The following is a 21,395-nucleotide window of genomic DNA, read 5'->3' as shown; positions in this document are numbered from 1 at the left end:
GTTCCTCTCGTCGTTCACGTGCGGGGGACGGTCGGGGCCGGTCAGGCTCCGGCGATCGGGTCGGCCCCGACCAGCAGGTCGGCGCAGGGCTCGGAGTAGGAGACCGCGACGAGCGCGCGCCCGACGAACTCCAGGGACGTGATCGAGGCCAGCGCGCACTCGCGCCGACGCGGGTCGTGCACGAGGGGACGGCCCTCGGCCCGCAGCCGGGTCACCCACACGGGGAGCTGGTGGGAGACCAGGACGTGCTCGCGGCCGGGGCCGGCGTCGCGCACGTCGCGCACGGTCGCCGTCATCCGGGCGACCTGCTCCTCGTAGGGCTCGCCCCAGCTCGGCCGGAACGGGTTGTAGAGCCGCGGCCACACCCGGGGGTCCCGGATCGAGCCCCGACCCGACGTGACCCGCAGGCCCTCGAAGGAGTTGCCCGCCTCGATGATGCGCGGTTCGGTGCCGAGCTCCAGGCCGAGACCCCGGGCGATCGGGGTGGCGGTCTCCTGCGCGCGCTGCAGCGGCGAGGCGGTGACCGTGGCGACGTCGCGCTCGGAGAAGTGCAGGCCGAGCCGCGCGGCCATCGCCTGGCCGCGCTCGGAGAGCCGGTAGCCGGGCAGGCGTCCGTAGAGGACCCGCTCGGGGTTGTGGACCTCGCCGTGCCGGACGAGGTGGACGACGGTCCGGACGCTGGCGCTCATGCCTGCCCCGCCCCCTCGGCCGCGGCCCGGGCCGCCTCGGGCAGCGCGTCGAGGATGCGCCCGAGGGCGTCCTCGTCGTGGCTGGCCGAGAGGAACCACGCCTCGAAGGCGCTCGGCGGCAGGTGGACCCCGCGGTCGAGCATGGCGTGGAAGAAGGCCCGGAAGGCACCGAGGTCCTGACGGCGGGCCTCGTCGTAGTTGGTGACCCGCGGCACGTCCCCGGCGGTGAAGAAGATGCTGAACATCGAGGAGGCCGTGTTCACCAGGTGCGGGACGGAGGCCGCGGTCAGGGCGGCGCTCGCCGCCTCCCGCACGACGCGGGCCGCCTCCTCCACCCGCGCGTACACCTCGGGGGTGCAGCCGCGCAGCGTGGCCAGCCCGGCCGCCGTGGCCACCGGGTTCCCCGACAGCGTGCCCGCCTGGTAGACCGGCCCGGCCGGGGCCAGGTGGGCCATGACCTCGGCGCGCCCACCGAACGCGGCGGCCGGGAACCCGCCGCCCATGACCTTGCCGAACGTCATGAGGTCGGGCGCGTCCTCGAGGCCGAGACCCTCGTGGCCCCACCAACCGCTCGCGCTGCACCGGAAACCGGTCATCACCTCGTCGGTGATCAGCAGCGCCCCGTGCTCGCGGGTGATCCGGCGCATCGCCTGGGTGAACCCGGGCACGGGCGGGACCACGCCCATGTTCCCGGCGGCGGCCTCGGTGATCAGGCAGGCGATCCGGTCGCCGTGGACGGCGAAGATCTCGGCGAGCGCCTCGGGGTCGTTGTAGGGGGCGACGATGGTGTCGGCCGCGGCGGTCCCGGTCACCCCGGGGGTGTCGGGTAGCGCGAAGGTCGCGAGACCGGAACCGGCCGAGGCGAGCAGGGCGTCGACGTGACCGTGGTAGTGCCCCGCGAACTTCACGACGATCGGGCGGCGGGTGAACCCGCGGGCCAGCCGGATCGCGCTCATGGTCGCCTCGGTGCCCGAGCTGACCAGGCGGACCTGCTCCAGCGGGGCGACCCGGGCCACCAGCTCCTCGGCGAGGACGACCTCGCGCTCGGTCGGCGTCCCGTAGGAGAAGCCGTCGGCCGCGGCGGCCTGCACCGCGGCCTGCACGTCGGGGTGGGCGTGACCGAGGATCATCGGCCCCCAGGAGCAGAGCAGGTCCACGTAGCGGTGACCGTCGACGTCGGTGAGCCAGGGCCCGCGGGCCGAGGCGACGAACCGCGGCGTCCCGCCCACCGCCCGGAAGGCCCGGACCGGGGAGTTCACCCCGCCCGGGATGACCTGGCCAGCCCGCTCGAAGAGGGCCTGCGACCGGTCCGTCGTCGCGACAGGGGCGGTGGGGTGGACGCTCACGGGGCCCAGTGTCGCAAGTCCCGGGCCCCGTCCGCGCCCCCGGGGCGCCACGGGCACGGTGTCGTGAGAGAACTCACGACACCGTGTCGTAGACGACCGTCGGCGAACTCCCAGGAGCCGCCCAGCCGGTCCGGGGTGGGTGGGTCCGGGCGCGGTGGGCTCAGGCCCGGGTGACCGCGGCGAGCTGCGGCACGACCGCGTCGAGGGCGAAGGGCAGGCTGAGCGGGCTGCTGTACCCGATGGCGGCGGGGACGTCGCCCTCGAAGGCCCCGAGGTAGACCGTGCGGTTCTCGGCGACGACGGGCAGGGCGGCGGCCACGGGGACGGCTGCGATCTCCGCCTGCGTGCCCCCCAGCACGACGAGGACGTCGCTGGTCAGCCGGTCGACCTGCTCGGCGGAGAGCTGGCCGCCGGGCAGCGGCAGCTCGAAGCCCAGCCCCGAGAACATCTGGGTGCGCAGGTCCTCCGACCCGAGCACGTAGAACCCACCCTCGTAGGGCATGACCAGGTTGAGCGTCCGGCCCGCGAAGGAGGGGTTCTCGGCCTTGTGGTCGGCGAAGACCTGCTCGACCTTCTCGCGCAGCGCGGTGGCCTCGGCCGAGAGCCCGAGGGCCTTGCCGGTGGCGGTGAGCTGGTCCTGCCAGCTGGCCGACTGCAGACCGCCTTCGGAGGCCAGATCGGCCACGGTCGGGGCGATCTTGTCCAGCGCCTCGTAGGTGGTCCGGTCCAGGAAGGAGTAGCAGCCGAGGACCAGGTCGGGGGTCTGTGCGGCGATGGCCTCCAGGTTGAGGGTGTCGGTGCCCGCCTCGGGGATCGGGTCGGCGGGCAGCAGGTCCCGGGCCCAGGGGCGCTGGTTCGCGTCGTAGGACAGGTTGCCGCGGGTGACCACGGGCGTGACGCCGAGGGCGAGGGCGAAGTCCTGGTCGTTGAACCCGACCGTGGCCACCCGGGTCGGCTGCGCGGGGATGACGGCCGCCCCGAGGGCGTGCTCCACCGTCACCGGGAAGGCGTCGGCGCCGGCCGCGCCGCCGGTGGCGCTCGGGGTGACGGCCGGGGTCGAGTCCTCCCCGCAGGCGGCCAGGGCCGTGAGGGCACCGAATCCGGCGAGGGCGGTCAGGACGGAACGGCGGGGCAGCATGGGGCTCCTCGGTCGACGGGTAAGGCCGCTGAGGTTAGCCTTCCCTCTCCTGTGATCACCAGCCACCCCCGAACCTGTCAGGACCACCAGAGGTAGACGTCGCCCTCGGCGTTGATCCGGTGGACGTCGTCCGGGGCCCCCAGTTCGGGCGGGTCCTCGTCGAAGCCGTAGTGCCCGCGCAGCGCCCGCCAGAACGCGCGGCACCCGCAGCCCGGCCCGCAGTCGGGTTGCAGGTCGTGGTCGAGGAGCTCGGGGTGCCCGCGCACCTCGGCCGCCGTCACCGACATCCGTTCGTCCGGGCGTTCCGGCCCGACGAGGTAGCCGTGCAGGCTGAGCTCGCCGGGGTGGGCCACCGCGGCCCGCAGCCACGCCCCCAGCGAGGGAGCCCGGTTCTGCTTGTCGCGCAGCGCCTCGACGGGCAGCACGTGGAGGAGACGGGCGGCCTCCGGAGCGCCGAGCCCCGCGAAGCGGACCACGTCGCCGGCGTGGGTCGGCAGGGAGAAGACGCTGGGCGCGAGCACGTCCAGCGCCCCGCACCGCTGCACCCACCCCCGACGCGCGGCGTCGCGCGCCCGGTGCGGGGCGGTCAGCGGCACGGTCGTCCGCTCGCGCCAGAGCCGGTGCACGTCGACCGGTCGGGTGAGCAGGCGGCGGGGGTCCTCGATGATCGTCATGCGGAGCAGCCTGCGCCGCGGGGCCCGGCTCCGGGGGTCCCGGAACCGCACCTGGGGACGACCGTGAAACGGCGGTCGACCTGTGGACGACTCGGGCCCGGACTCACAGCCAGTGCTGCGCGGCCTCCAGGGCCCAGTAGGTCAGCAGCACCTGCGCACCGGCCCGCCGCAGCGCGACCAACGACTCCATCGCGACCCGCTCGCGGTCGATCGCCCCGGCCGCGGCCGCGAACTCGACCATCGCGTACTCCCCCGACACCTGGTAGGCGGCGACGGGGACGTCGGCGACCTCGGCCACCGCGCGCAGCACGTCCAGGTAGGGCAGGCCGGGCTTGACCATGACCAGGTCCGCACCCTCGTCGAGGTCCAGGCGGACCTCGCGCAGGGCCTCGGTCACGGAGGCGGCCGGGTCCTGCTGGTAGGTCCGCCGGTCCCCGGTGAGCTGGGAGTCGACGGCTTCGCGGAAGGGGCCGTAGAACGCCGAGGCGTACTTCACCGCGTAGGCGAGCAGGCCGACGTCGTCGCGCCCGGCGCGGTCCAGCACGGCCCGCAGGTGCCCGACCTGGCCGTCCATCATGCCGCTGGGACCGAGCAGGTGGGCCCCGGCGCGGGCCTGGGCCAGCGCCATCGACGCGTAGCGCTCCAAGGTGGCGTCGTTGTCGACCCGCCCGTGGTCGTTGAGGACCCCGCAGTGGCCGTGGTCGGTGAACTCGTCGAGGCAGAGGTCGGCCATCACCACCAGGTCGTCGCCGACCGCGTCCCGGACGTCGCGCAGCGCCACGTTGAGGATGCCGTCCGGGTCGTCGGCCCCGGACCCGACGGCGTCCCGCGCGACCGGGACCCCGAACAGCATGATCCCGCCCAGCCCGGCCGCGACCGCCTCACGGGCGGTCGCGACGAGCGTCTCCCGGGTGTGCTGCACGACCCCGGGCAGGGTGCGCACCGGCACCGGCTCGGTCAGGCCCTCCCGGACGAACACCGGCAGCACCAGGTCGCCCGGGTGGACCCGCACGTCGGTCACCAACCGCCGCATGGCGGGGCTGGAGCGGAGCCGACGCGGACGGACGGGGAGCTCCCCCACGGTCAGCGGGCCCGCCGCCGCGAGGAGTGGCGCCGCTGCGAGGGACGCAGGACCTCCTCGCCGTTCTCCTCGGCCAGCTCGCGCTGCTCGACGCCGTAGGCGGCCAGCGCGTCGACCAGCAGCTCGGCCTTGGGCTCGGCGGCCAGGACGTCCACCCGCAGGCCGTGCTCCTCGGCCGTCTTGGCCGTGGCCGGCCCGATGCAGGCGACCACCGTGGAGGGGTGGGGCTTGCCGGCGATGCCGACCAGGTTGCGCACGGTCGAGGACGACGTGAAGACGACCGCGTCGAACGCCCCGGTCTTGATGGCGTCGCGGATCGGTGCGGCCGGCGGCGCGGCGCGGACCGTCCGGTAGGCGGTGACGTCGTCGACCTCCCAGCCGTCCTCCTGCAGACCGGCCACCAGGGTGTCGGTCGCGATGTCGGCGCGGGGCAGGAAGACCCGGTTGATGGGGTCCAGCACCTCGTCGTAGGGCGGCCAGGAGGCCAGCAGCCCGGTCGCCGACTGCTCGCCCTCGGGGACCAGGTCGGGCTCGATCCCCCACTCGCGCAACGCGTCCGCGGTGACCCCGCCGACGGCGGCGACCTTCAGGCCGGAGAACGCGCGGGCGTCCAGGCCGTACTCGGTGAACTTCTCCCGGACGGCCCGGACGGCGTTCACGCTGGTGAACCCGATCCACTCGTAGCGACCGGTGACCAGACCCTTGACGGCCTTGTCCATCTGCTGCGGGGTGCGCGGCGGCTCGACCGAGATCGTCGGGACGACCTCGGCGGTGGCCCCGTGCTCGGCGAGGCGGGTGGTGACCGACCCGGCCTGCTGCTTGGTGCGCGGCACCAGCACGCGCCAGCCGAACAGGGCCTTGGTCTCGTACCAGGAGGCCTGCTCGCGCAGGCTCACGACGTCGCCGACGACGGCCATGGTCGGCTCGGAGTCGTCGGCCGAGGCGGCCACCTCGGCCAGGGCCGAGAGGATCGTCGTGGTGGTCCGCTGGGTCGTCCGGGTGCCGTGCGCGGTCACCGCGACCGGCGTCCCCGCGGCCCGACCGGCGGCCAGCAGCCCCTCGGCGGCGGCGACCAGGTCGGCGCAGGTGCCGATGAGGGTCACGGTCGTGTCGGCCCCGCAGTGCCGGCTCCAGTCGACCGTCCGGCCGCCCGGGTGCACGACGTGCACGCTGGTGGTGCCGGTCGTGGTCATCGGGACGCCCGCGTAGGCCGGCACGGCGGTCACCGCGGAGACGCCGGGGACGACGTCGAAGCCGATGCCCGCCTTGCGGCAGGCGGCGATCTCCTCGACCAGGGGGGTGAAGACCCCGGGGTCGCCGTCGAGCAGGCGCACCACGCGCCCGCCGCTCTTGGCCGCCCGGGTCAGCAGGCGGGCGCGGGCGGCACGCGCCAGCGGCTGCCCGTCCTCGCCCGGACCGGCGTCGAGGACCTCGACGTCGTCGCGGCAGAACCGGGCCACCAGGTCGCGCGAACCCGCGTCGAGCACGACCACGTCGGCGGCCGCGAGCAGCTGCACGGCCCGCACGGTGAGCAGGCCCGGGTCGCCCGGGCCGGCGCCGACGAAGGACACGTGCCCGGTGACGGCGTCGCGCCGGGTGGTCGCGGCCCCGCCGCGCGCGGTCTTCACGCCGGTGGGTTTCTCCGCCACCACGGTCAGGTCGGAGGTCGTCTTGAGGTCGGCGTCGAGGACGTCGATGACCGTGCTGTTGGTCGTGGTGCTCACAAGCCACTCTCCGGGTCGGGACGAGGACGTCGGTGGTCCTGGGAGTTCCCGCCACCGGGTGCGGCGGGAGGGGTCTGGGGGTCCGCGCGGGGGGTCTCGACCCCGCCCGGTCGTCGGGGCGGGGCCAACGGGACGGGGCCGTCGAGGAGGTCGTCCGCGACGCGGTGCCCGAGCTCGGTGGCGGCGGGCACGGAGTCGGCGGGGGCCTCGGCGACCCGGCGCAGCAGGGCCCCCTCCGGGGTGCCTACCGCGACGTTCAGCCGCAGGACGCCCGCCGCGGTCTCGACCGCGTGCGCCCCCACCGGGGCCGAGCACCCGACCTCGAGCCGGGCCAGCACCGCACGCTCGGCGGCGACCGCCCGACGCGCGGCCGGCACGTCGAGGGCCTGCAGGGCCGCGACCAGCGCCGTGTCGTCGGCGCGGCACTCGACCGCGAGGGCCCCCTGGCCGGGGGCGGGGACGACCGCGGCCGCGTCGAGCAGCTCGGAGGCCTCGCCGGAGCGGCCCAGCCGGGCCAGCCCGGCCGCGGCCAGGACGACCGCGTCGAGGTCGCCCTCGCTCACCATCCGCAGGCGGGTGTCGACGTTGCCGCGGACCGCGACGACGTCCAGGTCGGGGCGCAGGTCGAGCAGCAGGGCGCGGCGGCGCGGTGAGCCGGTCCCCACGCGGGCGCCGGACGGCAGGCCGGCCAGGGCGAGACCACCGCGGGCGACGAGCACGTCGCGAGGGTCCTCCCGACCGGGCACGGCGGCCAGGGTCAGGCCCTCGGCCGGCGCGGTCGGCAGGTCCTTGAGGGAGTGCACGGCGAGGTCGACCTCGCCGGCCAGCAGCGCGTCGCGCAGGGCGGACACGAAGACGCCGGTCCCCCCGATCTGGGCCAGGGGTTCCCGCGAGACATCGCCGTGCGTGGTGATCTCGACGAGTTCGACCATCCACCCGTTGCCGCGCAACAGCTCCGCGGTCCAGTCGCTCTGGGTGCGGGCCAACGCGCTGCGCCGGGTCCCGAGCCGCAGGACGGCACGGTCGGTCGCGGTCGGGCTCACGAGACCCGCCCCACCGCGTCACCCACCGTGCCGGACAACGGCGCGTCCCCGGCCCGCGAGCCTCCTGCGATCTCGAGGTCGAAGAGGGCGCGCAGCGCGGCCGCGTACCCCGCCCCGCCCGGCCCCTCGGCCAGCTCCTTCACCCGAACGGTCGGGGTGTGCAGCAGCTTCTCGACGATGCGGTGCACCGCGCGGTCCACCTCGGCCCGGTCGGCCTCGGACAGCGCCGTGCGCTGCTCGAGCCGGCGCATCTCGGTGTCGACGACGTGGCGGGCCTGGGTCCGCAGCGCCACGACCGTCGGCGCGACGTCCTCGGCCCGGCGGGCAGCCGCGAAGGCGGCGACCTCCTCGGCCACGATGGCGCGCACGGCCCGGAGGTCGTCGGCGACACCGGTCGCGGCGAGGTCGTGACCGAGGCCCTCGAGGTCGACGAGGTGGGCCCCCGGCAGGGTCGCGATGTCGGGGTCGACGTCGCGGGGCAGGGCCAGGTCGGCGAGGACCAACGGTCGCTGCGGGCGGTCCAGCAGGGCGCTGGCCACCAGGGCCACGTCGAGCACGTGCCCGACGGCCCCGGTGCAGGAGAGGACGACGTCGGCCGCGGCGAGCTCGGCCCGCAGGGTGTCCAGGCCGACCGCGCGGCCCCCGACGGCGGCGGCCAGCCGCTGGGCCCGCTCGGCCCCGCGGTTGGCGACGACGATCTCGGCCACGCCGAGGCGGGCGACCGTGGTGGCGACCAGCGCGCTCATCGCCCCGGCGCCCACGACGAGGACGCGGGCCTGGCGGAGGTCCGGCACGACCGCCCGCGCGCGGGCCAGGGCGGCGTCGACCAGCGAGGCCCCCGCCGCGTCCAGCGTCGTCTCCGAGTGCGCCCGCTTGCCCACGCGCAGCGCGACCTGCAGCGCGCGGTCGAGGGCACCACCGGCCCCGCCACCGGCCTGCAGGTCGTGCAGGGAGGTCCGCAGCTGCCCGAGGATCTGGCTCTCGCCGACGGCCATCGAGTCCAGGCCGCAGGCGACCCGGAACAGGTGCTCGACCCCGGCGTCCTCGTAGTGGACGTAGAGCTGGTCGCCCAGGTCCTCCAGGGGCAGCCCGATCCGGCGGGCCAGGCTGTCACCGATGTCGGCGACCGCCCCGTGGAACCGGCTGACCTCGCAGTAGAGCTCCACCCGGTTGCAGGTGGACAGCACGAAGGCGTCGTCGACGTGCGGCGACGCCGCCAGCTCGGCGAGCACCTCCGCCCGCGCGGTCTCGTCCAGGGCGGCCCGTTCGAGCACTTCCAGCGCCGCGGTGCGGTGCGACAGACCCACGACCATCAGGGCCACTCAGACGACCTCCTCGACCAACCGCGGGGCTGGTCCTGGTGCTGCGACCGTCGACCGGGCGCGCGGGGCGGACCCCGCGGTCGGACCCGACCCGACGGCCTCGGTTGCCCGGTCCCGACGACGGGAGCGGAAGGACAGGATCTGCAGCTCCGAGGCGAGGTCGACCCGACGCACGTCGACGTCGGCTCCGACCCGCAGAGCCACGGGGGCGAAGTTCAGCACGCTGCGCACCCCGGCCGCGACCAGTTCGTCGCACGCGGTCTGCGCGGCCCAACCGGGCACGGCGAGCACCCCGATCGTGGCCCCGAGCTCGGCGACGGCGGCGCCGAGGCGGGAGACCGGCTCGACCCGCAACCCGGTGACGACCGTGCCGACGACGTCGGGGGCGTCGTCGAAGAGTCCGACCACGCGGAACCCGCGGGAGGCGAACCCGCCGTAACCGGCCAGCGCGTGGCCCAGGTTGCCGATCCCGACGATGACGACCCGCCGACCGGCGCGGTCACCCAGGCGACCGGCGAGCTGCGCGTGCAGCGTCGCGATGTCGTAGCCGACCCCCCGGGTGCCGTAGCTGCCGAGGTGGGAGAGATCCTTGCGGAGGGTCGCGGAGCCGACGCCCGCGGCGGCGGCCAACGCGTCGGAGGAGACCGTGCTGCGGCCCGACTCGGCCAGGGCCGAGAGGGCGTCGAGGTACTGCGGCAGCCGTCCGACGGTCGCGTCGGGCAGGTCGGCGAGCGTGGCGGCGTCCTCGGCCGGGTCCCGGGGGGTGCGCGGGGCCGGGTCAGGGGTGAGCAGACTGGCCGGGGCGTGCCCCCGGCCGGCGACCACTGCGTCATCAACCACGATTGCGGACCCGGCACCTCTCCGCGGGCGACGCCCCTCGGCGCGCGCGCTCCTCGACCTGCTCCTCGCCGACGGCAGCACCCGGCTCCCGCGGCGTTCGCCCCAGCAGCGTAGGCGCTTGTGAAGGCCCGCACAAAGTCGCCGAGGCCCGTCGTGACGGACATCTCCTCGACCCGGCGGGACGCACCTGACCTGCGGTGATGCGACCCTTCAGGTCAGGGTCGCCTCACCTCACCCGGGCCCGCTGCCACCACCGGCGGCCCTGCAGCGCCCGGCGCAACCGCTCCTCGTCCAACCAGCCGAAATCACGTTCGGCACCGTCGACCAGGACGACCGGCACCCGGTCGGTGAAGCGGCGGCGGAGCTCCGGGTCGGTGTCCACGTCGACCTCGACCCAGCCCACGTCCTCGGCGGCCGCGACCCGCTCGACCACCGCCCGCCCCTGCTCGCACAGGTGGCAGCCCTCGCGCGAGACGAGGGTGAGTCGGGGGGCGGTGCCGGCGGCCATGCCCGATGTCTACACCCCGCCCCCGACACGAAGCCCCACCCGAGCCCACCGCCGGGCCCATCACCGCGACGGGGGACGCAGAACGGCGGGCACCCCCACGGGGTGCCCGCCGTCCCGGCGGAGCGTCAGCTCACTTCTTGTTACGACGCTGGTGACGCGTACGACGGAGCAGCTTGCGGTGCTTCTTCTTCGCCATGCGCTTGCGACGCTTCTTGATGACAGAGCCCACGGGGGTCCTCGCTCACTCGACAGTGCTTCCGGTGCGTGCGCGTCGACGACGGCCCACGCGGAGGGATGAGTCTACCCGGCGGCACGACCTCCGCCGGACGCCCGGCGGACCCCACCCCGCCCGGGAGGCGGGCGGTCTCAGGCGGTGTCGATGAAGGACTGGCGCAGGTACTCGTGGACGGCGTCCTCGGGGACGCGGAAGGACCGTCCGACGCGGACCGCCGGCAGCTCACCGTTGTGCACGAGGCGGTACACGGTCATCTTCGACACACGCATCATCGCTGCGACCTCGGCCACGGTCAGGAACCGGACGTCGGACAGCGGGCGGTCCTCAGGCATCGCGGAAGCACCCTTCGGTAGCGCGCCAGCGACCCGCCGCCCCGGCGGACGATCTTCCTGGACGCGTTCTGTGTCCACTGTAGGGGCTGGCGAGACGTCTGTGGAAGATCTCCGCAACCGAATAATCACAGAGAGTCACAAATCAGAGCGTAGCGGATGCTCACGGAATGCAACGTCGGTCGCGTCGGGCGCCCGTCCGGGGCGGCCCGGGGAGCCGGTGGGACGCGGTGGCGCGTCAGTCGAACTCGGGGTCCAGCCCGTGCAGCGGGAAGGCCGCCCGCCGGGTCGCCAGGACCGCCCGGTCGACCGGATCGGCCGGGTCGTACCCACCCGACCACGGCTCGTACCCGGCGCTCACGCCGTCGGACATGGTGCGGGGGGCCGGTCGCCCGGTGAGCTCCTCGACGTGCCGGCGCCAGGACTCGGGGACGGCGCGACCGCGCTCCAGCGGCTGCCGGACGGCGATCGCCACCAGCTGCGCCCAGGTGCGCGGCACGACGTCGACCACCTCGTACCCGCCGCCGCCCAGGGCGAGCCAGCGGCCCTCGGACACCTCGTGCGCGAGGTCGTGCACCAGCGCGGCCGCGACCGCCTGCGCGTCCACCGAGACCGTGAGGTTGCCCAGCGGGTCCAGCGCGTGGGTGTCGCAGCCGTGCTGGGTGATGAGCACCTGCGGGGCGAACGCGCGGACCAGGGGCGGGGCGACCGCGGCGACCGCCCGCAGCCAGCCCGCGTCGCCGATGCCGGCGGGCAGGGCGAGGTTGACCGCGCTGCCCTCGGCGCCGGGACCGCCCAGCTCGTCGGGATAGCCCGTGCCGGGGAACAACGTCCGTCCCGACTCGTGCACGCTCAGCGTCAGCACCCGCGGGTCGTCCCAGAACGCCGCCTCGGTGCCGTCGCCGTGGTGGACGTCGAGGTCGATGTAGGCGACGCGCTCGCACCCCTGGTCCAGCAAGGCCTGGATGGCGACCGCGGCGTCGTTGTACACGCAGAACCCGGCCGCGGTGTCGCGCTTGGCGTGGTGCATGCCCCCGCAGAAGTTCACCCCGTGCCGGGCCTCGCCGCGCCAGATCGCGAGCGCCGTGTCGACCGTCCCCCCGACGATGCGGGCCGCCGCCTCGTGCATCCCGCGGAAGGCCGGGTCGTCGTCGGTGCCGAGCCCGTACTGCTCGTCGGCGCGGTGGGGGTCGGCCGAGGCGGTCTTCACCGCGGCCACGTACTCCTCGCCGTGCACGGTGCGCAGCAGGTCGTCGGAGGCCGGGGCGGCCGAGACGACGTCGACGTCGTCCAGCGCGAACAACCCCAGGTCGGAGCACAGCCTCGCGGTGAGCTCGAGGCGGACCGGCGACATCGGGTGCCACCGTCCGAAGTCGTAGCGGGTGAAGGACGGGTCCCACACGACCCGCGTCCGCTCGCTCACCGCGACCCCGCCCACGGAGACCTCCGGGGCCACCCCGGCGACCGCGGTCCCGGCGTCGGACCGGCAGTCGGCAAGGGCCTCGGCGCGCATGCGGGCACGCTAGCCGTTCGGGCCGTCGCTGGACATCGCATCACCCGAACTGCCGCCCGCCGGCCCCGGGCGACCACCCACCTGCCCCCGACCCCGCCTCAGCCGCCGGACAGCTCGCGCGAGCGGGCGTGGGCGGCCTCGACCGCCGAGACGAACGCGGCCCGCACCCCGGCGTCGTCGAGCCGGCGCAGGGCGGCGGCCGTCGTGCCCGCCGGGGAGGTGACCTGCTCGCGCAGGACCGTCGGGTGCTGCCCGGTCTCGCGCAGCATCGCCCCCGCCCCGACCAGGGTCTGCACGACCAGCTCGGTGGCGGTGGCCCGGGGCAGGCCGAGCAGCACGCCCGCCTCGACCATGGCCTCCACCACGTAGAAGAGGTAGGCGGGGCCGGACCCGGAGAGCGCGGTGACCGCGTCGAGGTGCTTCTCGGCCAGCACGACGGCGTGCCCGCACGAGCGCATGAGCTCCTCGGCCAGGGCCAGGTTCTCGTCGCTGCAGGCCGACCCCGCCGCGAGCGCCGCCATGCCCTCGTCGACCAGCGAGGGGGTGTTGGGCATGACCCGCACGACGGCCGTCCCGGGCGCCAACCGGGACTCGATGGCCGCCGTGGTCACCCCGGCGGCCAGCGAGACGACGAGCGCCTCGGGGTCCAGGTGGGGGGCGAGGGAGTCCAGCAGCCCGGCCAGGTCCTGCGGCTTCACCGCGAGGACGACGGTCGTGGCGTCGTGCACGGCGGTCGGGTCGTCGACGACGGTCACCCCGAAGCGTCGTCGCAGCTCCTCGCCCCGCCCCGAACGACGGTCGACCACGGTGACGCTGCCCGGGTCGCGTCCGGCGCGCAGCAGCCCGCCGAGCAGCGTCTGCCCCATGACCCCGGCCCCGACGAGGGCCAGCCGACCGGCCTGGTGGGCGCTCACCGGGAGATCCCCAGGGAGGGCAGCGAGGTCGACTCGGCCCCGATGGCGTCGAGCCGGCGCAGGATCAGCCCCTCGCGCAGGGCCCACGGGCAGATGAGGGCCTCCTCGACACCGAGCAGCTCCAGCGCGGCCTCGGCGACCATGGCCCCGGCCAGCAGCTGCGGGGCGCGCTCGACCGAGACCCCGGGCAGCCGGGTCCGGCCGGCCACGTCGAGCTTCGCCAGCTCGGGGATGCGGTCGGACAGGGCCCGCCGGTTCAGCACCCGGCGGACGGTGGGGCCCTCGGCGCTCGGGGCGGCGCCCAGCAGCCGGGCCAGGCTGCGGAAGGTCTTGCTGGTGGCGACGACGAGATCGGGCGTCCCCGCCCGGGACACGCTGCGCACGCAGCTCGCGACCTGCTGGCGCACGTAGCGGCGGACGTCGCGGATCGCCTCGGGGCTCGGCGGGTCGCCCGGCAGCCGGTCGCGGGTCAGCCGACCGGCACCGACCGGGATCGAGCAGGACACGTCGGGGACCTCGTCCAACCCGGCCGCGACCTCCAGCGACCCTCCCCCGATGTCGAGGACGAGCAGCCGGCCGGCCGACCAGCCGTACCAGCGCCGCACGGCGAGGAAGGTGACGTCGGCCTCCTCGTTGCCGGTCAGCACCTCCAGGCGCACGCCCGTCCGTCGCTCGACGGTGTCGAGGACCTCCTGACCGTTGGTGGCCTCGCGGACCGCCGAGGTCGCGAAGGCGAGCATCTCCTCGGCCCCGGCGTCCTCGGCGACCTCGACCGCGTCGGCCACGGCGTCGACCAGGACCTCCACGCCGACCGGCGTGATGGCCCCGTCGTCGTCGAGGTGCTCGGCCAGCCGGAGCAGGGTCTTGGTGGAGCTGGCCGGGATGGGCCGGGCCCCGGGGTGGGCGTCGACGACCAGCAGGTGGACGGTGTTCGAGCCCACGTCGAGCACTCCGAGACGCATGCGCGAAACCTACCCTCGCCCGGGCCGCCCCACGCCGGGATCCCGGGCCCCGGTCGCCACCTAGAGTTCCAGGGTGAGTGCCGAGACCCCGTTGGACTCCGCCCGCCTGTGGGTGGAGTTCCCCGAACCCGAGGACGTGGCCGACGACCCGCGGGCCACCCCGGAGACCGTCTACCGGGTCGACCTGACCTGGTTGACCTCGGACTGGACGTGCATCTTCGGAGCCGGTTGCCCCGGGATCTACGAGGACAGCCCCGACGTCGGGTGCTGCGCGCTGGGGGCGCACTTCACCCAGGACGCCGACGAGGACCGGGTCGCCGCGGCCGTCGACCGCCTGGACGCCTCGACGTGGCAGTTCGCCGCCGAGGCGGTCGAGGCGGGGTGGACCGAGATCGAGGACGGGGCCACCAAGACCCGCGTCGTGGCGGGCGGCTGCATCTTCGCCAACCGACCCGGGTTCTCCGGGGGGACGGGCTGCGCCCTGCACGGGCTGGCGTTGCGCGAGGGCCGGGAACCGCTCGAGCTGAAACCCGACGTGTGCTGGCAGCTGCCGGTGAAGCGCAGCTACCGCACGGTGACCCGGGGCGACGACACGACCTACCTGGAGGTGTCCCTCGCCGAGTACGACCGCCGCGGGTGGGGCGCCGGCGGGCACGACCTGGACTGGTACTGCACCGGGAACCCCGCCGCCCACGTCGGGACCCGGCCGGTGTTCCGGAGCATGGAACCCGAGCTGCGCGAGATGATCGGCGACCCGGCCTTCGAGGAGCTGGCCCGGCACTGCGAGTCGCTGCTGGCCCGATCCGGGCGCTCGCGCGCGACGGCCCACCGCCGGCTGCTCCCGCTGACCGTCCACCCGGCCGACCCGAGCCGGGCCCGTCCCGGCGGCGGGGTGGAGCCGAAGTACCGCGAACTGCCGTGACCCCGACGGGGGTCGTGCCGAGCCCCAACATCTGGGAGTTCCCCGCCGACTACGAGACCGAGAACCGGGCCCTCGACCCCGACGGGGCCATCGACGCGGCGCTGCGCGCGGTGCACGACTGGGCCGGCACCGACGTGCTCGACGTCGGCTGCGGCACCGGGTTCCACCTCCCCCGCCTCGCCGCGACGGCCCGGTCGGTGACCGGGGTCGAACCGCACCCGCCGCTGGTCCGGGCCGCGCGTCGCCGGGTCGCGGCGCTGGGGCCGACCCCGGCCGAGGTCCGCGTGGTGCACGCGGGCGCCGAGGCCCTCCCCCGCCCCGACGCCTCGGTCGACGTCGTCCACGCCCGCTTCGCCTACTTCTTCGGCCCCGGCTGCGAGCCGGGGCTCGCCGAGCTGGGACGGGTCCTGCGGCGCGGCGGGACCGCCTTCGTCGTCGACAACGACGCGTCCACGTCGACCTTCGGCGGGTGGTTCCGCCGCTTCCTGCCCCGCTACGACCCGGCCGCCGTCGACCGGTTCTTCGCCCGGCACGGCTTCGCGCGCACCGCGGTGCCCACCCGCTTCGTCTTCGCCGACCGCGCCGGGTTGGCCGCGGTCCTGCGCATCGAGTTCGGCCCGGAGCTCGGGGCCCGGTTCCTGGCCGAGCACGAGGCCGCCGGCGGTGGGCTGGAGATCGACCACGCGGTGGTCGTCCGGCACCGACGCGCCTGACCGCCCGTTCCGACCGGGACCCGGCGGAGGACCCCACGGAGGGCGCGAGGTGACGTGCCGCACCCGGTGTGGCCGATCACGGGCGGTTGCGTGGATGATGGGCCCATGAGCACGCACGCGCCGTCGCCGGCCCCCGCGCACGAAGAACGGGCCATCGCGCCCATCCGGTGGTCCCGACCCAACCGTGGCGTGGTCGTGGCCCTCCTGATCTGGCTGGTCGGCTTCCTGATCTCCTTCGTCGTCCCGCTGCTGCTGCTGGGCTCGGACCCCTACGAGGCGGCTCCCGGCGGGCGCATCGCCCTGGGGCTGGTGGCGACGCTCGTCGGCGCACTGGTGATGGTGTTCTCCGCCTACCTGCTCTACCGCAAGTCCAACAGCATCGGCGCGGCGATCCTGGCCTTCGTGCCCAGCTTCACCATGGCGACCTTCGGGATCCTCATGACCACGATGAAGTCGCTCTACGGCAGCTGAGCGCACCGCCGCCCCGACCGGGCGGCCCAGGTCGTCCTCGGGGGCGGGTCCGTGTCGGACCCGCCCTCTACGTTTCCCCCATGCCCCGGACCACCACCTCCCGCACCCGCCCCGGCTTCGTCTGCGCCGAGTGCGGCTGGCAGACGACGAAGTGGACGGGGCGCTGCGGGGAGTGCCAGGCCTGGGGCACGGTGGCCGAGGCCGGGGCCCCCACCGTGCGGACGACCACGGCGGCCGCCGTCCGCGAACCGGCCCGCCCGATCGCCGAGATCGACGTGGAGGCCGCCCGGGCCACCCCGACCGGGGTGGACGAGTTCGACCGGGTGCTCGGCGGCGGGCTCGTCCCCGGCGCCGTCGTGCTCATGGCCGGCGAGCCCGGGGTGGGCAAGTCGACGCTGCTGCTGGACACCGCCTCCCGGGCCGCCGCGCACGGTCGGACCGTCCTCTACGTCACCGCCGAGGAGTCCGCGGCCCAGGTTCGGCTCCGGGCCGAGCGGATCGGGGCGCTGCGGCCGCGGCTGCTGCTGGCCGCCGAGACCGACCTGGCGACCGTCCTGGGCCACGTGGAAGCCTCGGCCCCGGACCTGCTGGTGCTCGACTCGGTCCAGACGATCGCGTCGGGGGAGGTCGAGGGAGCCGCGGGCGGGGTCGCCCAGGTCCGCGAGGTCGCCGGGGCGGTCATCGCCGCGGCCAAGCGCCGGGGCCTCGCCACCCTGCTGGTCGGGCACGTCACCAAGGACGGCTCGATCGCGGGCCCGCGCACGCTCGAGCACCTGGTCGACGTCGTGTGCCAGTTCGAGGGCGACCGGCACTCCCGGCTGCGGCTGCTGCGGGCCGTCAAGAACCGCTACGGGCCGACCGACGAGGTCGGCTGCTTCGAGCTGGGCGAGGACGGCATCGTCGGGCTGGCCGACCCGAGCGGGCTGTTCGTCTCCCGCACCCCGGAACCGGTCCCCGGCACCTGCGTCACGGTGACCCTGGAGGGCCGCCGCCCGCTGATGGCCGAGCTGCAGTCGCTCGTCTCGCCCTCCCCCGCCCAGGGCAGCGCCCGACGGGTGACCTCGGGCCTGGAGTCGAGCCGCATCGCGATGATCCTCGCCGTGCTCGAACGCCGGCTGGGGTTGCCGGTGGCCAACCGGGACACCTACGTCGCCACGGTCGGCGGGGTCCGGCTGGCCGAACCCTCCGTCGACCTCGCGGTGGCGCTCGCCGTCACCAGCGCCGCGGTCGACCGTCCGCTGGCCCGGGGTCTGGTCGCCTTCGGGGAGGTCGGGCTGGCCGGTGAGGTGCGCCGGGTCGACGGGGTCCCCCGCCGGCTGCAGGAGGCGGGACGGCTCGGGGTGCGCGCCGCCATCGTGCCCGCCGGCTCGGCCGCCGGGGCCCCGGCCGGCATGACGGTGCTGGAGGCCGCCACCCTGGCCGACGCCGTCCGGCACGCCCGGCTGGACCCGTGAGCCGGGAGCCGCACCCCGCCGCCAGGTTGCGCCTGACCGCGCCGGGGTGGACCGATAGCATCCGCTCGACGGCGTGACACCGACCGGTTCCGGGGCGGGCGCGTCGGCGAGGGGAGTACCGGTGGCGACAGAACGCAGTCCCGAGGAGTTGCTCCGGGCCACCCTGGCCGCGGTCGCCCCGGGCACCGAACTCCGTGACGGCCTGGAGCGCATCCTGCGCGGGCGCACCGGTGCCCTCATCGTCCTGGGTTTCGACAAGACGGTCGACAGCCTCTCCACCGGGGGTTTCAGCCTCGACGTCGAGTTCTCCGCCACACGCCTGCGCGAACTGGCGAAGATGGACGGGGCGATCGTCTGCGACCGCGAGTGCGGACGGATCCTGCGCGCCGCCGTGCAGCTGGTCCCCGACTCCTCGATCGAGACCTCTGAGTCCGGGACCCGGCACCGCACCGCCGAGCGCGTGGCCAAGCAGACGGGTTTCCCGGTCATCTCGGTGTCGCAGTCCATGCGCATCGTCGCGGTCTACCTGAACTCCCGCCGGTACGTGCTGGAGGGTTCCGACGCGATCCTCGGCCGCGCGAACCAGGCGCTCGCCACCCTGGAGCGCTACCGCGCCCGGTTGGACGAGGTGACCGGGACCCTGTCGGCGTTGGAGATCGAGGACCTGGTCACGGTCCGCGACGTCAGCGCGGTCGTGCAGCGCATCGAGATGGTGCGTCGCATCGCCGACGAGATCGCGGGGTACGTGGTCGAGCTCGGCGTCGACGGCCGGCTGCTGTCCCTGCAGCTCGACGAACTGGTGGGCGGGGTCAGCCCGGACCGGGAGCTCGTGGTCCGCGACTACCTGGAGTCCACCCGGCACGAGGGGCCCCTGGAACAGGTCCTGGCCGATCTCGCCGACCTGGGTTCCACCGATCTCGTGGACCTGACCCAGGTGGCCCGCGTCCTCGGGTTCTCGGTCGGCGGTGACTCCCTGGACTCCGCGGTCTCGCCGCGCGGGTTCCGTCTGCTGCACCGCATCCCGCGCCTGCCGGGGGCGATCGTCGAACGTCTCGTCGACCAGTTCGGGGACCTGCAGAAACTCCTCGCCGCCGGCATCGACGACCTGATGACCGTCGACGGCGTGGGCGAGCAGCGGGCCCGGGCGGTGCGCGAGGGGCTGTCCCGGCTCGCCGAGTCCAGCATCCTCGAACGCTACGTCTGACCCCGGGTCAGCTGCCGGCGATCGAGAACGTCGCCCGACCGGCCTCCACGCCGGCCCGGGTCACGCTCACCGTGTACTCCCCCGGCGGCACGTCGGCGAGGTTCGAGGGGCACCCGGCCGCCGAGCGGGTGCGCGGCCAGTTCACCCGCGCCGAGGTGTCGTCGTCGTCCGACCCCTTGGCCTGCAGCGTCACCTCGGCGATCCGGCTGCTGGTCTGGCAGTCCACGTTGGACCAGACCCGCGCCCCGCTGGAGTCGGCGACGGTGAAGGTGACGTTGCCCGCCCCGATCTCGACCGTGCAGGGCGCCGCCCCGGCGTTGACCACGCTCAGCACGAGCTGGGGGACGGCCTGGGGGCCGTAGTTGCTCGCGGTGGTCGACACCGCCGAGGTGAGCCCGTCGGCCGGGCAGGCCGCACCCGCGGTCGCCGACGCCGACTCGGACGCCGACCCGGAGGGGCTCGCCGCCTCCGACGGCGACGCGTCGGGCGACGCGGGCGTCGACGGGGAGCCGCCCGCGTTCACCGTCGGCGACGTCGCCGTAGGGTCGAGGCGGGTGACGGCCGGGTCCTCCTCGCCCCCGCCGACCAGGGCGGTTACCCCCCACACGACACCGGCGACGAGCGCCACGAGGACGACCAGCACCACCACGCGTCGACGCCAGTAGGTGGAGCGGCCCTCGGGCCCCACAGGATGCAGCACGCTGCTCACCGGGGGAACGCTAGGCGGGCCCGCCGGACGATCGGGGCAGGCGCGCCGAGGCTCCCGGCCGCCCGCGCGCCCCCGACGAGACTGTCCCGCAACGACTCACGCTGGGTGACCGAGTCCTGACGGTTCGCGGTCCACCCGTCCGGGGCGCCCTCCCTGGGAGCGGCGCCGGCGGGGTGGCACGATGCCACCGCCATGCCCCACCGCCCGGATCCCGCCCCCGCCCCTCCGCCCGAGATCGGCGCGCTGCACGAGCGCGTGCTGCGCTTCTACGCGGAGCAGGCCCGCGACCTTCCCTGGCGCACCCCCGGTGTCTCTCCCTGGGGGGTCCTGGTCAGCGAGATCATGCTGCAGCAGACGCCCGTCCTACGGGTCCTCCCCCGCTGGCGGGAGTGGATGGAGCGCTGGCCCACGCCGGGCGACCTGGCCGCCGCCCCGCCCGGGGACGCGGTGCGGCACTGGGACCGGCTCGGCTACCCCCGTCGGGCGCTGCGCCTGCACGCGGCGGCGGTGGCGATCGTCGAGCAGCACGGGGGTGAGGTCCCGGCCGACCACGCGGCCCTGCTGGCCCTGCCCGGCATCGGCGTCTACACGGCCGCCGCGGTCGCGGTCTTCGCCTTCGGGCAGCGCCACGCCGTGGTCGACACCAACGTGCGCCGGGTGCTCGCCCGGGCGGTGACCGGGGACGCGGAACCGGCGCCCGCCCTGACCCGGGCCGAGTCCCGCCTGGCCGAGGAGGTCCTCCCCGACGACCGGCCCACGGCCGCCCGGTGGTCGATCGCCGTCATGGAGCTCGGGGCCCTCGTCTGCACGGCCCGTTCCCCGCGCTGCGACGCGTGCCCGATCGCCGACCTCTGCCGGTGGACCCGGCGCGGGCGCCCCGCCTCCACCGGTCCGGCGCGCCGCGGTCAGGCCTGGGCGGGGACCGACCGTCAGGTCCGGGGCCGCTTGCTGGCCGTCCTGCGCGAGGCCCCCGGACCGGTGACCCCCGACATCCTGCAGGCGGCCTGGACGACCGACCCGGTCCAGCGCGAACGCTGCCTGGACTCCCTCGTCGCCGACGGTCTGGTCGAACCCCTGGAGGACGGCACCTTCACCCTCCCCCGCACCCGCTGAGTCAGGGGAGGTGGGCGAGGACCTTGCGGAGCACCTCGTCGGGACCGCCGTCGACCAGCACGGTGAAACCGGGCTCGTCCTCGCCCAGGTCCTCGAGGGTGTCGAGCTGGCTGCGCAGCAACGAGGCCGGCATGTAGTGGCCCTGGCGGTGGGCGAGCCGGTCCGCGAGCACGGCGTCGGGCACCTTGAGCTCGCAGAACACCACCGAGGGGTTCTGCTCACGCAGCAGGTCACGGTAGACCCGGCGCAGCGCGGAACAGGTCACCACGACCGACTCCCCGGCCTCCTGACGCTCCGAGATCCAGCCGGCGATGGTCCGCAGCCAGGGCCAGCGGTCCTCGTCGGTGAGCGGGTGCCCCGACCGCATCTTCTCGACGTTGGCCTCGGGGTGGAAGTCGTCACCCTCGGCGAAGGGCCACCCCCGCTCGGCGGCGATGCCCTCGGCGACGGTGGTCTTGCCGCTGCCGGAGACCCCCATCACCACGACCGTC

23 protein-coding genes are annotated in these 21,395 nt (G+C 75.3%); 6 read left to right on the top strand and 17 right to left on the bottom strand.

Translation table 11 applies throughout. The features are described from left to right. Nucleotides 1-41: 41 nt before the first annotated feature. The 15 genes from ACFFKU_RS14775 to ACFFKU_RS14705 all read right to left on the bottom strand — a co-directional run bounded on the left by ACFFKU_RS14775 (nt 42) and on the right by ACFFKU_RS14705 (nt 14,318). Nucleotides 42-689, bottom strand: coding sequence for a histidine phosphatase family protein (locus ACFFKU_RS14775; protein WP_380139072.1), 648 nt, complete (start codon nt 687-689; stop codon nt 42-44). Continuing rightward, nucleotides 686-2,035: a glutamate-1-semialdehyde 2,1-aminomutase gene (gene hemL / locus ACFFKU_RS14770; protein ID WP_380139070.1), complete on the bottom strand. Its 1,350-nt coding sequence runs from the start codon at nt 2,033-2,035 to the stop codon at nt 686-688. Before hemL ends, ACFFKU_RS14775 begins: the two co-directional genes overlap by 4 nt. A 160-nt stretch (nt 2,036-2,195) precedes the next feature. Next, on the bottom strand, nt 2,196-3,173 hold the full coding sequence (locus ACFFKU_RS14765) for an ABC transporter substrate-binding protein (RefSeq protein WP_380139069.1): 978 nt from the start codon (nt 3,171-3,173) through the stop codon (nt 2,196-2,198). A 77-nt stretch (nt 3,174-3,250) separates the two neighbouring features. Next, nucleotides 3,251-3,847, bottom strand: coding sequence for a hypothetical protein (locus tag ACFFKU_RS14760; protein ID WP_380139067.1), 597 nt, complete (start codon nt 3,845-3,847; stop codon nt 3,251-3,253). 103 nt (nt 3,848-3,950) lie between these two features. After that, on the bottom strand, nt 3,951-4,928 hold the full coding sequence (gene hemB, locus ACFFKU_RS14755) for a porphobilinogen synthase (protein WP_380139066.1): 978 nt from the start codon (nt 4,926-4,928) through the stop codon (nt 3,951-3,953). A 2-nt stretch (nt 4,929-4,930) separates the two neighbouring features. After that, nucleotides 4,931-6,556 (bottom strand): bifunctional uroporphyrinogen-III C-methyltransferase/uroporphyrinogen-III synthase, encoded by a 1,626-nt coding sequence (locus ACFFKU_RS14750; RefSeq protein WP_380139365.1) that lies wholly within the window; start codon nt 6,554-6,556, stop codon nt 4,931-4,933. A gap of 92 nt (nt 6,557-6,648) precedes the next feature. Next, nucleotides 6,649-7,695, bottom strand: coding sequence for a hydroxymethylbilane synthase (hemC, locus tag ACFFKU_RS14745; protein ID WP_380139065.1), 1,047 nt, complete (start codon nt 7,693-7,695; stop codon nt 6,649-6,651). Next, the gene (locus ACFFKU_RS14740) at nt 7,692-9,008 is read right to left on the bottom strand and encodes a glutamyl-tRNA reductase (protein ID WP_380139363.1); all 1,317 of its coding nucleotides are present in this window, start codon (nt 9,006-9,008) and stop codon (nt 7,692-7,694) included. Before ACFFKU_RS14740 ends, hemC begins: the two co-directional genes overlap by 4 nt. Before the next feature lie 9 nt (nt 9,009-9,017). Continuing rightward, a complete protein-coding gene (locus tag ACFFKU_RS14735; RefSeq protein WP_380139063.1) occupies nt 9,018-9,857 on the bottom strand; it encodes a redox-sensing transcriptional repressor Rex in 840 nt (279 codons plus the stop codon). Nucleotides 9,858-10,083: 226 nt separating this feature from the next. After that, entirely contained in the window at nt 10,084-10,365 is a 282-nt protein-coding gene (locus tag ACFFKU_RS14730) for a glutaredoxin family protein (RefSeq protein ID WP_380139061.1), read from the bottom strand. Nucleotides 10,366-10,495: 130 nt separating this feature from the next. After that, nucleotides 10,496-10,594 carry a 30S ribosomal protein bS22 gene (locus ACFFKU_RS14725; protein ID WP_012085056.1) on the bottom strand — a complete coding sequence of 33 codons (99 nt, stop codon included), beginning with the start codon at nt 10,592-10,594 and terminating at the stop codon, nt 10,496-10,498. A gap of 137 nt (nt 10,595-10,731) precedes the next feature. Continuing rightward, the gene (locus ACFFKU_RS14720) at nt 10,732-10,932 is read right to left on the bottom strand and encodes a helix-turn-helix domain-containing protein (protein WP_380139059.1); all 201 of its coding nucleotides are present in this window, start codon (nt 10,930-10,932) and stop codon (nt 10,732-10,734) included. 235 nt (nt 10,933-11,167) lie between these two features. Next, nucleotides 11,168-12,352, bottom strand: coding sequence for an acetoin utilization protein AcuC (locus tag ACFFKU_RS14715; RefSeq protein WP_380139361.1), 1,185 nt, complete (start codon nt 12,350-12,352; stop codon nt 11,168-11,170). A gap of 188 nt (nt 12,353-12,540) precedes the next feature. Then, a complete protein-coding gene (gene proC, locus ACFFKU_RS14710) occupies nt 12,541-13,308 on the bottom strand; it encodes a pyrroline-5-carboxylate reductase (RefSeq protein WP_380139359.1) in 768 nt (255 codons plus the stop codon). A gap of 44 nt (nt 13,309-13,352) precedes the next feature. Next, nucleotides 13,353-14,318, bottom strand: a complete 966-nt coding sequence (locus ACFFKU_RS14705; RefSeq protein WP_380139058.1) for a Ppx/GppA family phosphatase — start codon at nt 14,316-14,318, stop codon at nt 13,353-13,355. 73 nt (nt 14,319-14,391) lie between these two features. Here ACFFKU_RS14705 and ACFFKU_RS14700 point away from each other — a divergent pair, with 73 nt between their 5' ends. The 5 genes from ACFFKU_RS14700 (at nt 14,392) to disA (ending at nt 19,082) form a co-directional block, all read left to right on the top strand. Then, entirely contained in the window at nt 14,392-15,240 is an 849-nt protein-coding gene (locus tag ACFFKU_RS14700) for a DUF3109 family protein (RefSeq protein ID WP_380139057.1), read from the top strand. Further along, nucleotides 15,237-15,953, top strand: a complete 717-nt coding sequence (locus ACFFKU_RS14695) for a class I SAM-dependent methyltransferase (RefSeq protein WP_380139056.1) — start codon at nt 15,237-15,239, stop codon at nt 15,951-15,953. The genes ACFFKU_RS14700 and ACFFKU_RS14695 overlap by 4 nt, the downstream gene beginning before the upstream one ends. Before the next feature lie 105 nt (nt 15,954-16,058). Then, on the top strand, nt 16,059-16,424 hold the full coding sequence (locus ACFFKU_RS14690; protein ID WP_380139054.1) for a hypothetical protein: 366 nt from the start codon (nt 16,059-16,061) through the stop codon (nt 16,422-16,424). An 80-nt stretch (nt 16,425-16,504) separates the two neighbouring features. Then, nucleotides 16,505-17,878 carry a DNA repair protein RadA gene (gene radA, locus ACFFKU_RS14685; RefSeq protein WP_380139053.1) on the top strand — a complete coding sequence of 458 codons (1,374 nt, stop codon included), beginning with the start codon at nt 16,505-16,507 and terminating at the stop codon, nt 17,876-17,878. Between the two features lie 73 nt (nt 17,879-17,951). After that, nucleotides 17,952-19,082, top strand: a complete 1,131-nt coding sequence (disA, locus tag ACFFKU_RS14680) for a DNA integrity scanning diadenylate cyclase DisA (RefSeq protein ID WP_380139051.1) — start codon at nt 17,952-17,954, stop codon at nt 19,080-19,082. 7 nt (nt 19,083-19,089) lie between these two features. On the opposite strand, the gene ACFFKU_RS14675 is transcribed toward disA, so the two are convergent. Beyond that, a complete protein-coding gene (locus tag ACFFKU_RS14675) occupies nt 19,090-19,791 on the bottom strand; it encodes a hypothetical protein (protein WP_380139049.1) in 702 nt (233 codons plus the stop codon). A 192-nt stretch (nt 19,792-19,983) separates the two neighbouring features. Here ACFFKU_RS14675 and ACFFKU_RS14670 point away from each other — a divergent pair, with 192 nt between their 5' ends. Continuing rightward, on the top strand, nt 19,984-20,904 hold the full coding sequence (locus tag ACFFKU_RS14670; protein ID WP_380139048.1) for an iron-sulfur binding domain-containing protein: 921 nt from the start codon (nt 19,984-19,986) through the stop codon (nt 20,902-20,904). 1 nt (nt 20,905) lies between these two features. On the opposite strand, the gene ACFFKU_RS14665 is transcribed toward ACFFKU_RS14670, so the two are convergent. Then, nucleotides 20,906-21,382, bottom strand: a complete 477-nt coding sequence (locus ACFFKU_RS14665; RefSeq protein WP_380139357.1) for a gluconokinase — start codon at nt 21,380-21,382, stop codon at nt 20,906-20,908. Between the last annotated feature and the right edge of the window lie 13 nt (nt 21,383-21,395).

Origin of the sequence: Kineococcus gynurae (assembly GCF_042433995.1) — a bacterium.
Lineage (GTDB): Bacteria > Actinomycetota > Actinomycetes > Actinomycetales > Kineococcaceae > Kineococcus > Kineococcus gynurae.
Note: the sequence above shows the minus strand (reverse complement) of the source record. Positions and strands in the feature narration are given on the sequence as shown.

Coding starts and splice junctions, on each gene's coding strand:
- ACFFKU_RS14775 (WP_380139072.1), bottom strand. CDS start 689: ATGAGCGCCAGCGTCCGGACCGTCGTCCACCTCGTCCGGCACGGCGAG.
- ACFFKU_RS14765 (WP_380139069.1), bottom strand. CDS start 3,173: ATGCTGCCCCGCCGTTCCGTCCTGACCGCCCTCGCCGGATTCGGTGCC.
- ACFFKU_RS14760 (WP_380139067.1), bottom strand. CDS start 3,847: ATGACGATCATCGAGGACCCCCGCCGCCTGCTCACCCGACCGGTCGAC.
- ACFFKU_RS14740 (WP_380139363.1), bottom strand. CDS start 9,008: ATGGTCGTGGGTCTGTCGCACCGCACCGCGGCGCTGGAAGTGCTCGAA.
- ACFFKU_RS14730 (WP_380139061.1), bottom strand. CDS start 10,365: ATGGCCGCCGGCACCGCCCCCCGACTCACCCTCGTCTCGCGCGAGGGC.
- ACFFKU_RS14720 (WP_380139059.1), bottom strand. CDS start 10,932: ATGCCTGAGGACCGCCCGCTGTCCGACGTCCGGTTCCTGACCGTGGCC.
- proC (WP_380139359.1), bottom strand. CDS start 13,308: ATGGGGCAGACGCTGCTCGGCGGGCTGCTGCGCGCCGGACGCGACCCG.
- ACFFKU_RS14705 (WP_380139058.1), bottom strand. CDS start 14,318: ATGCGTCTCGGAGTGCTCGACGTGGGCTCGAACACCGTCCACCTGCTG.
- ACFFKU_RS14690 (WP_380139054.1), top strand. CDS start 16,059: ATGAGCACGCACGCGCCGTCGCCGGCCCCCGCGCACGAAGAACGGGCC.
- radA (WP_380139053.1), top strand. CDS start 16,505: ATGCCCCGGACCACCACCTCCCGCACCCGCCCCGGCTTCGTCTGCGCC.
- ACFFKU_RS14670 (WP_380139048.1), top strand. CDS start 19,984: ATGCCCCACCGCCCGGATCCCGCCCCCGCCCCTCCGCCCGAGATCGGC.
- ACFFKU_RS14665 (WP_380139357.1), bottom strand. CDS start 21,382: ATGGGGGTCTCCGGCAGCGGCAAGACCACCGTCGCCGAGGGCATCGCC.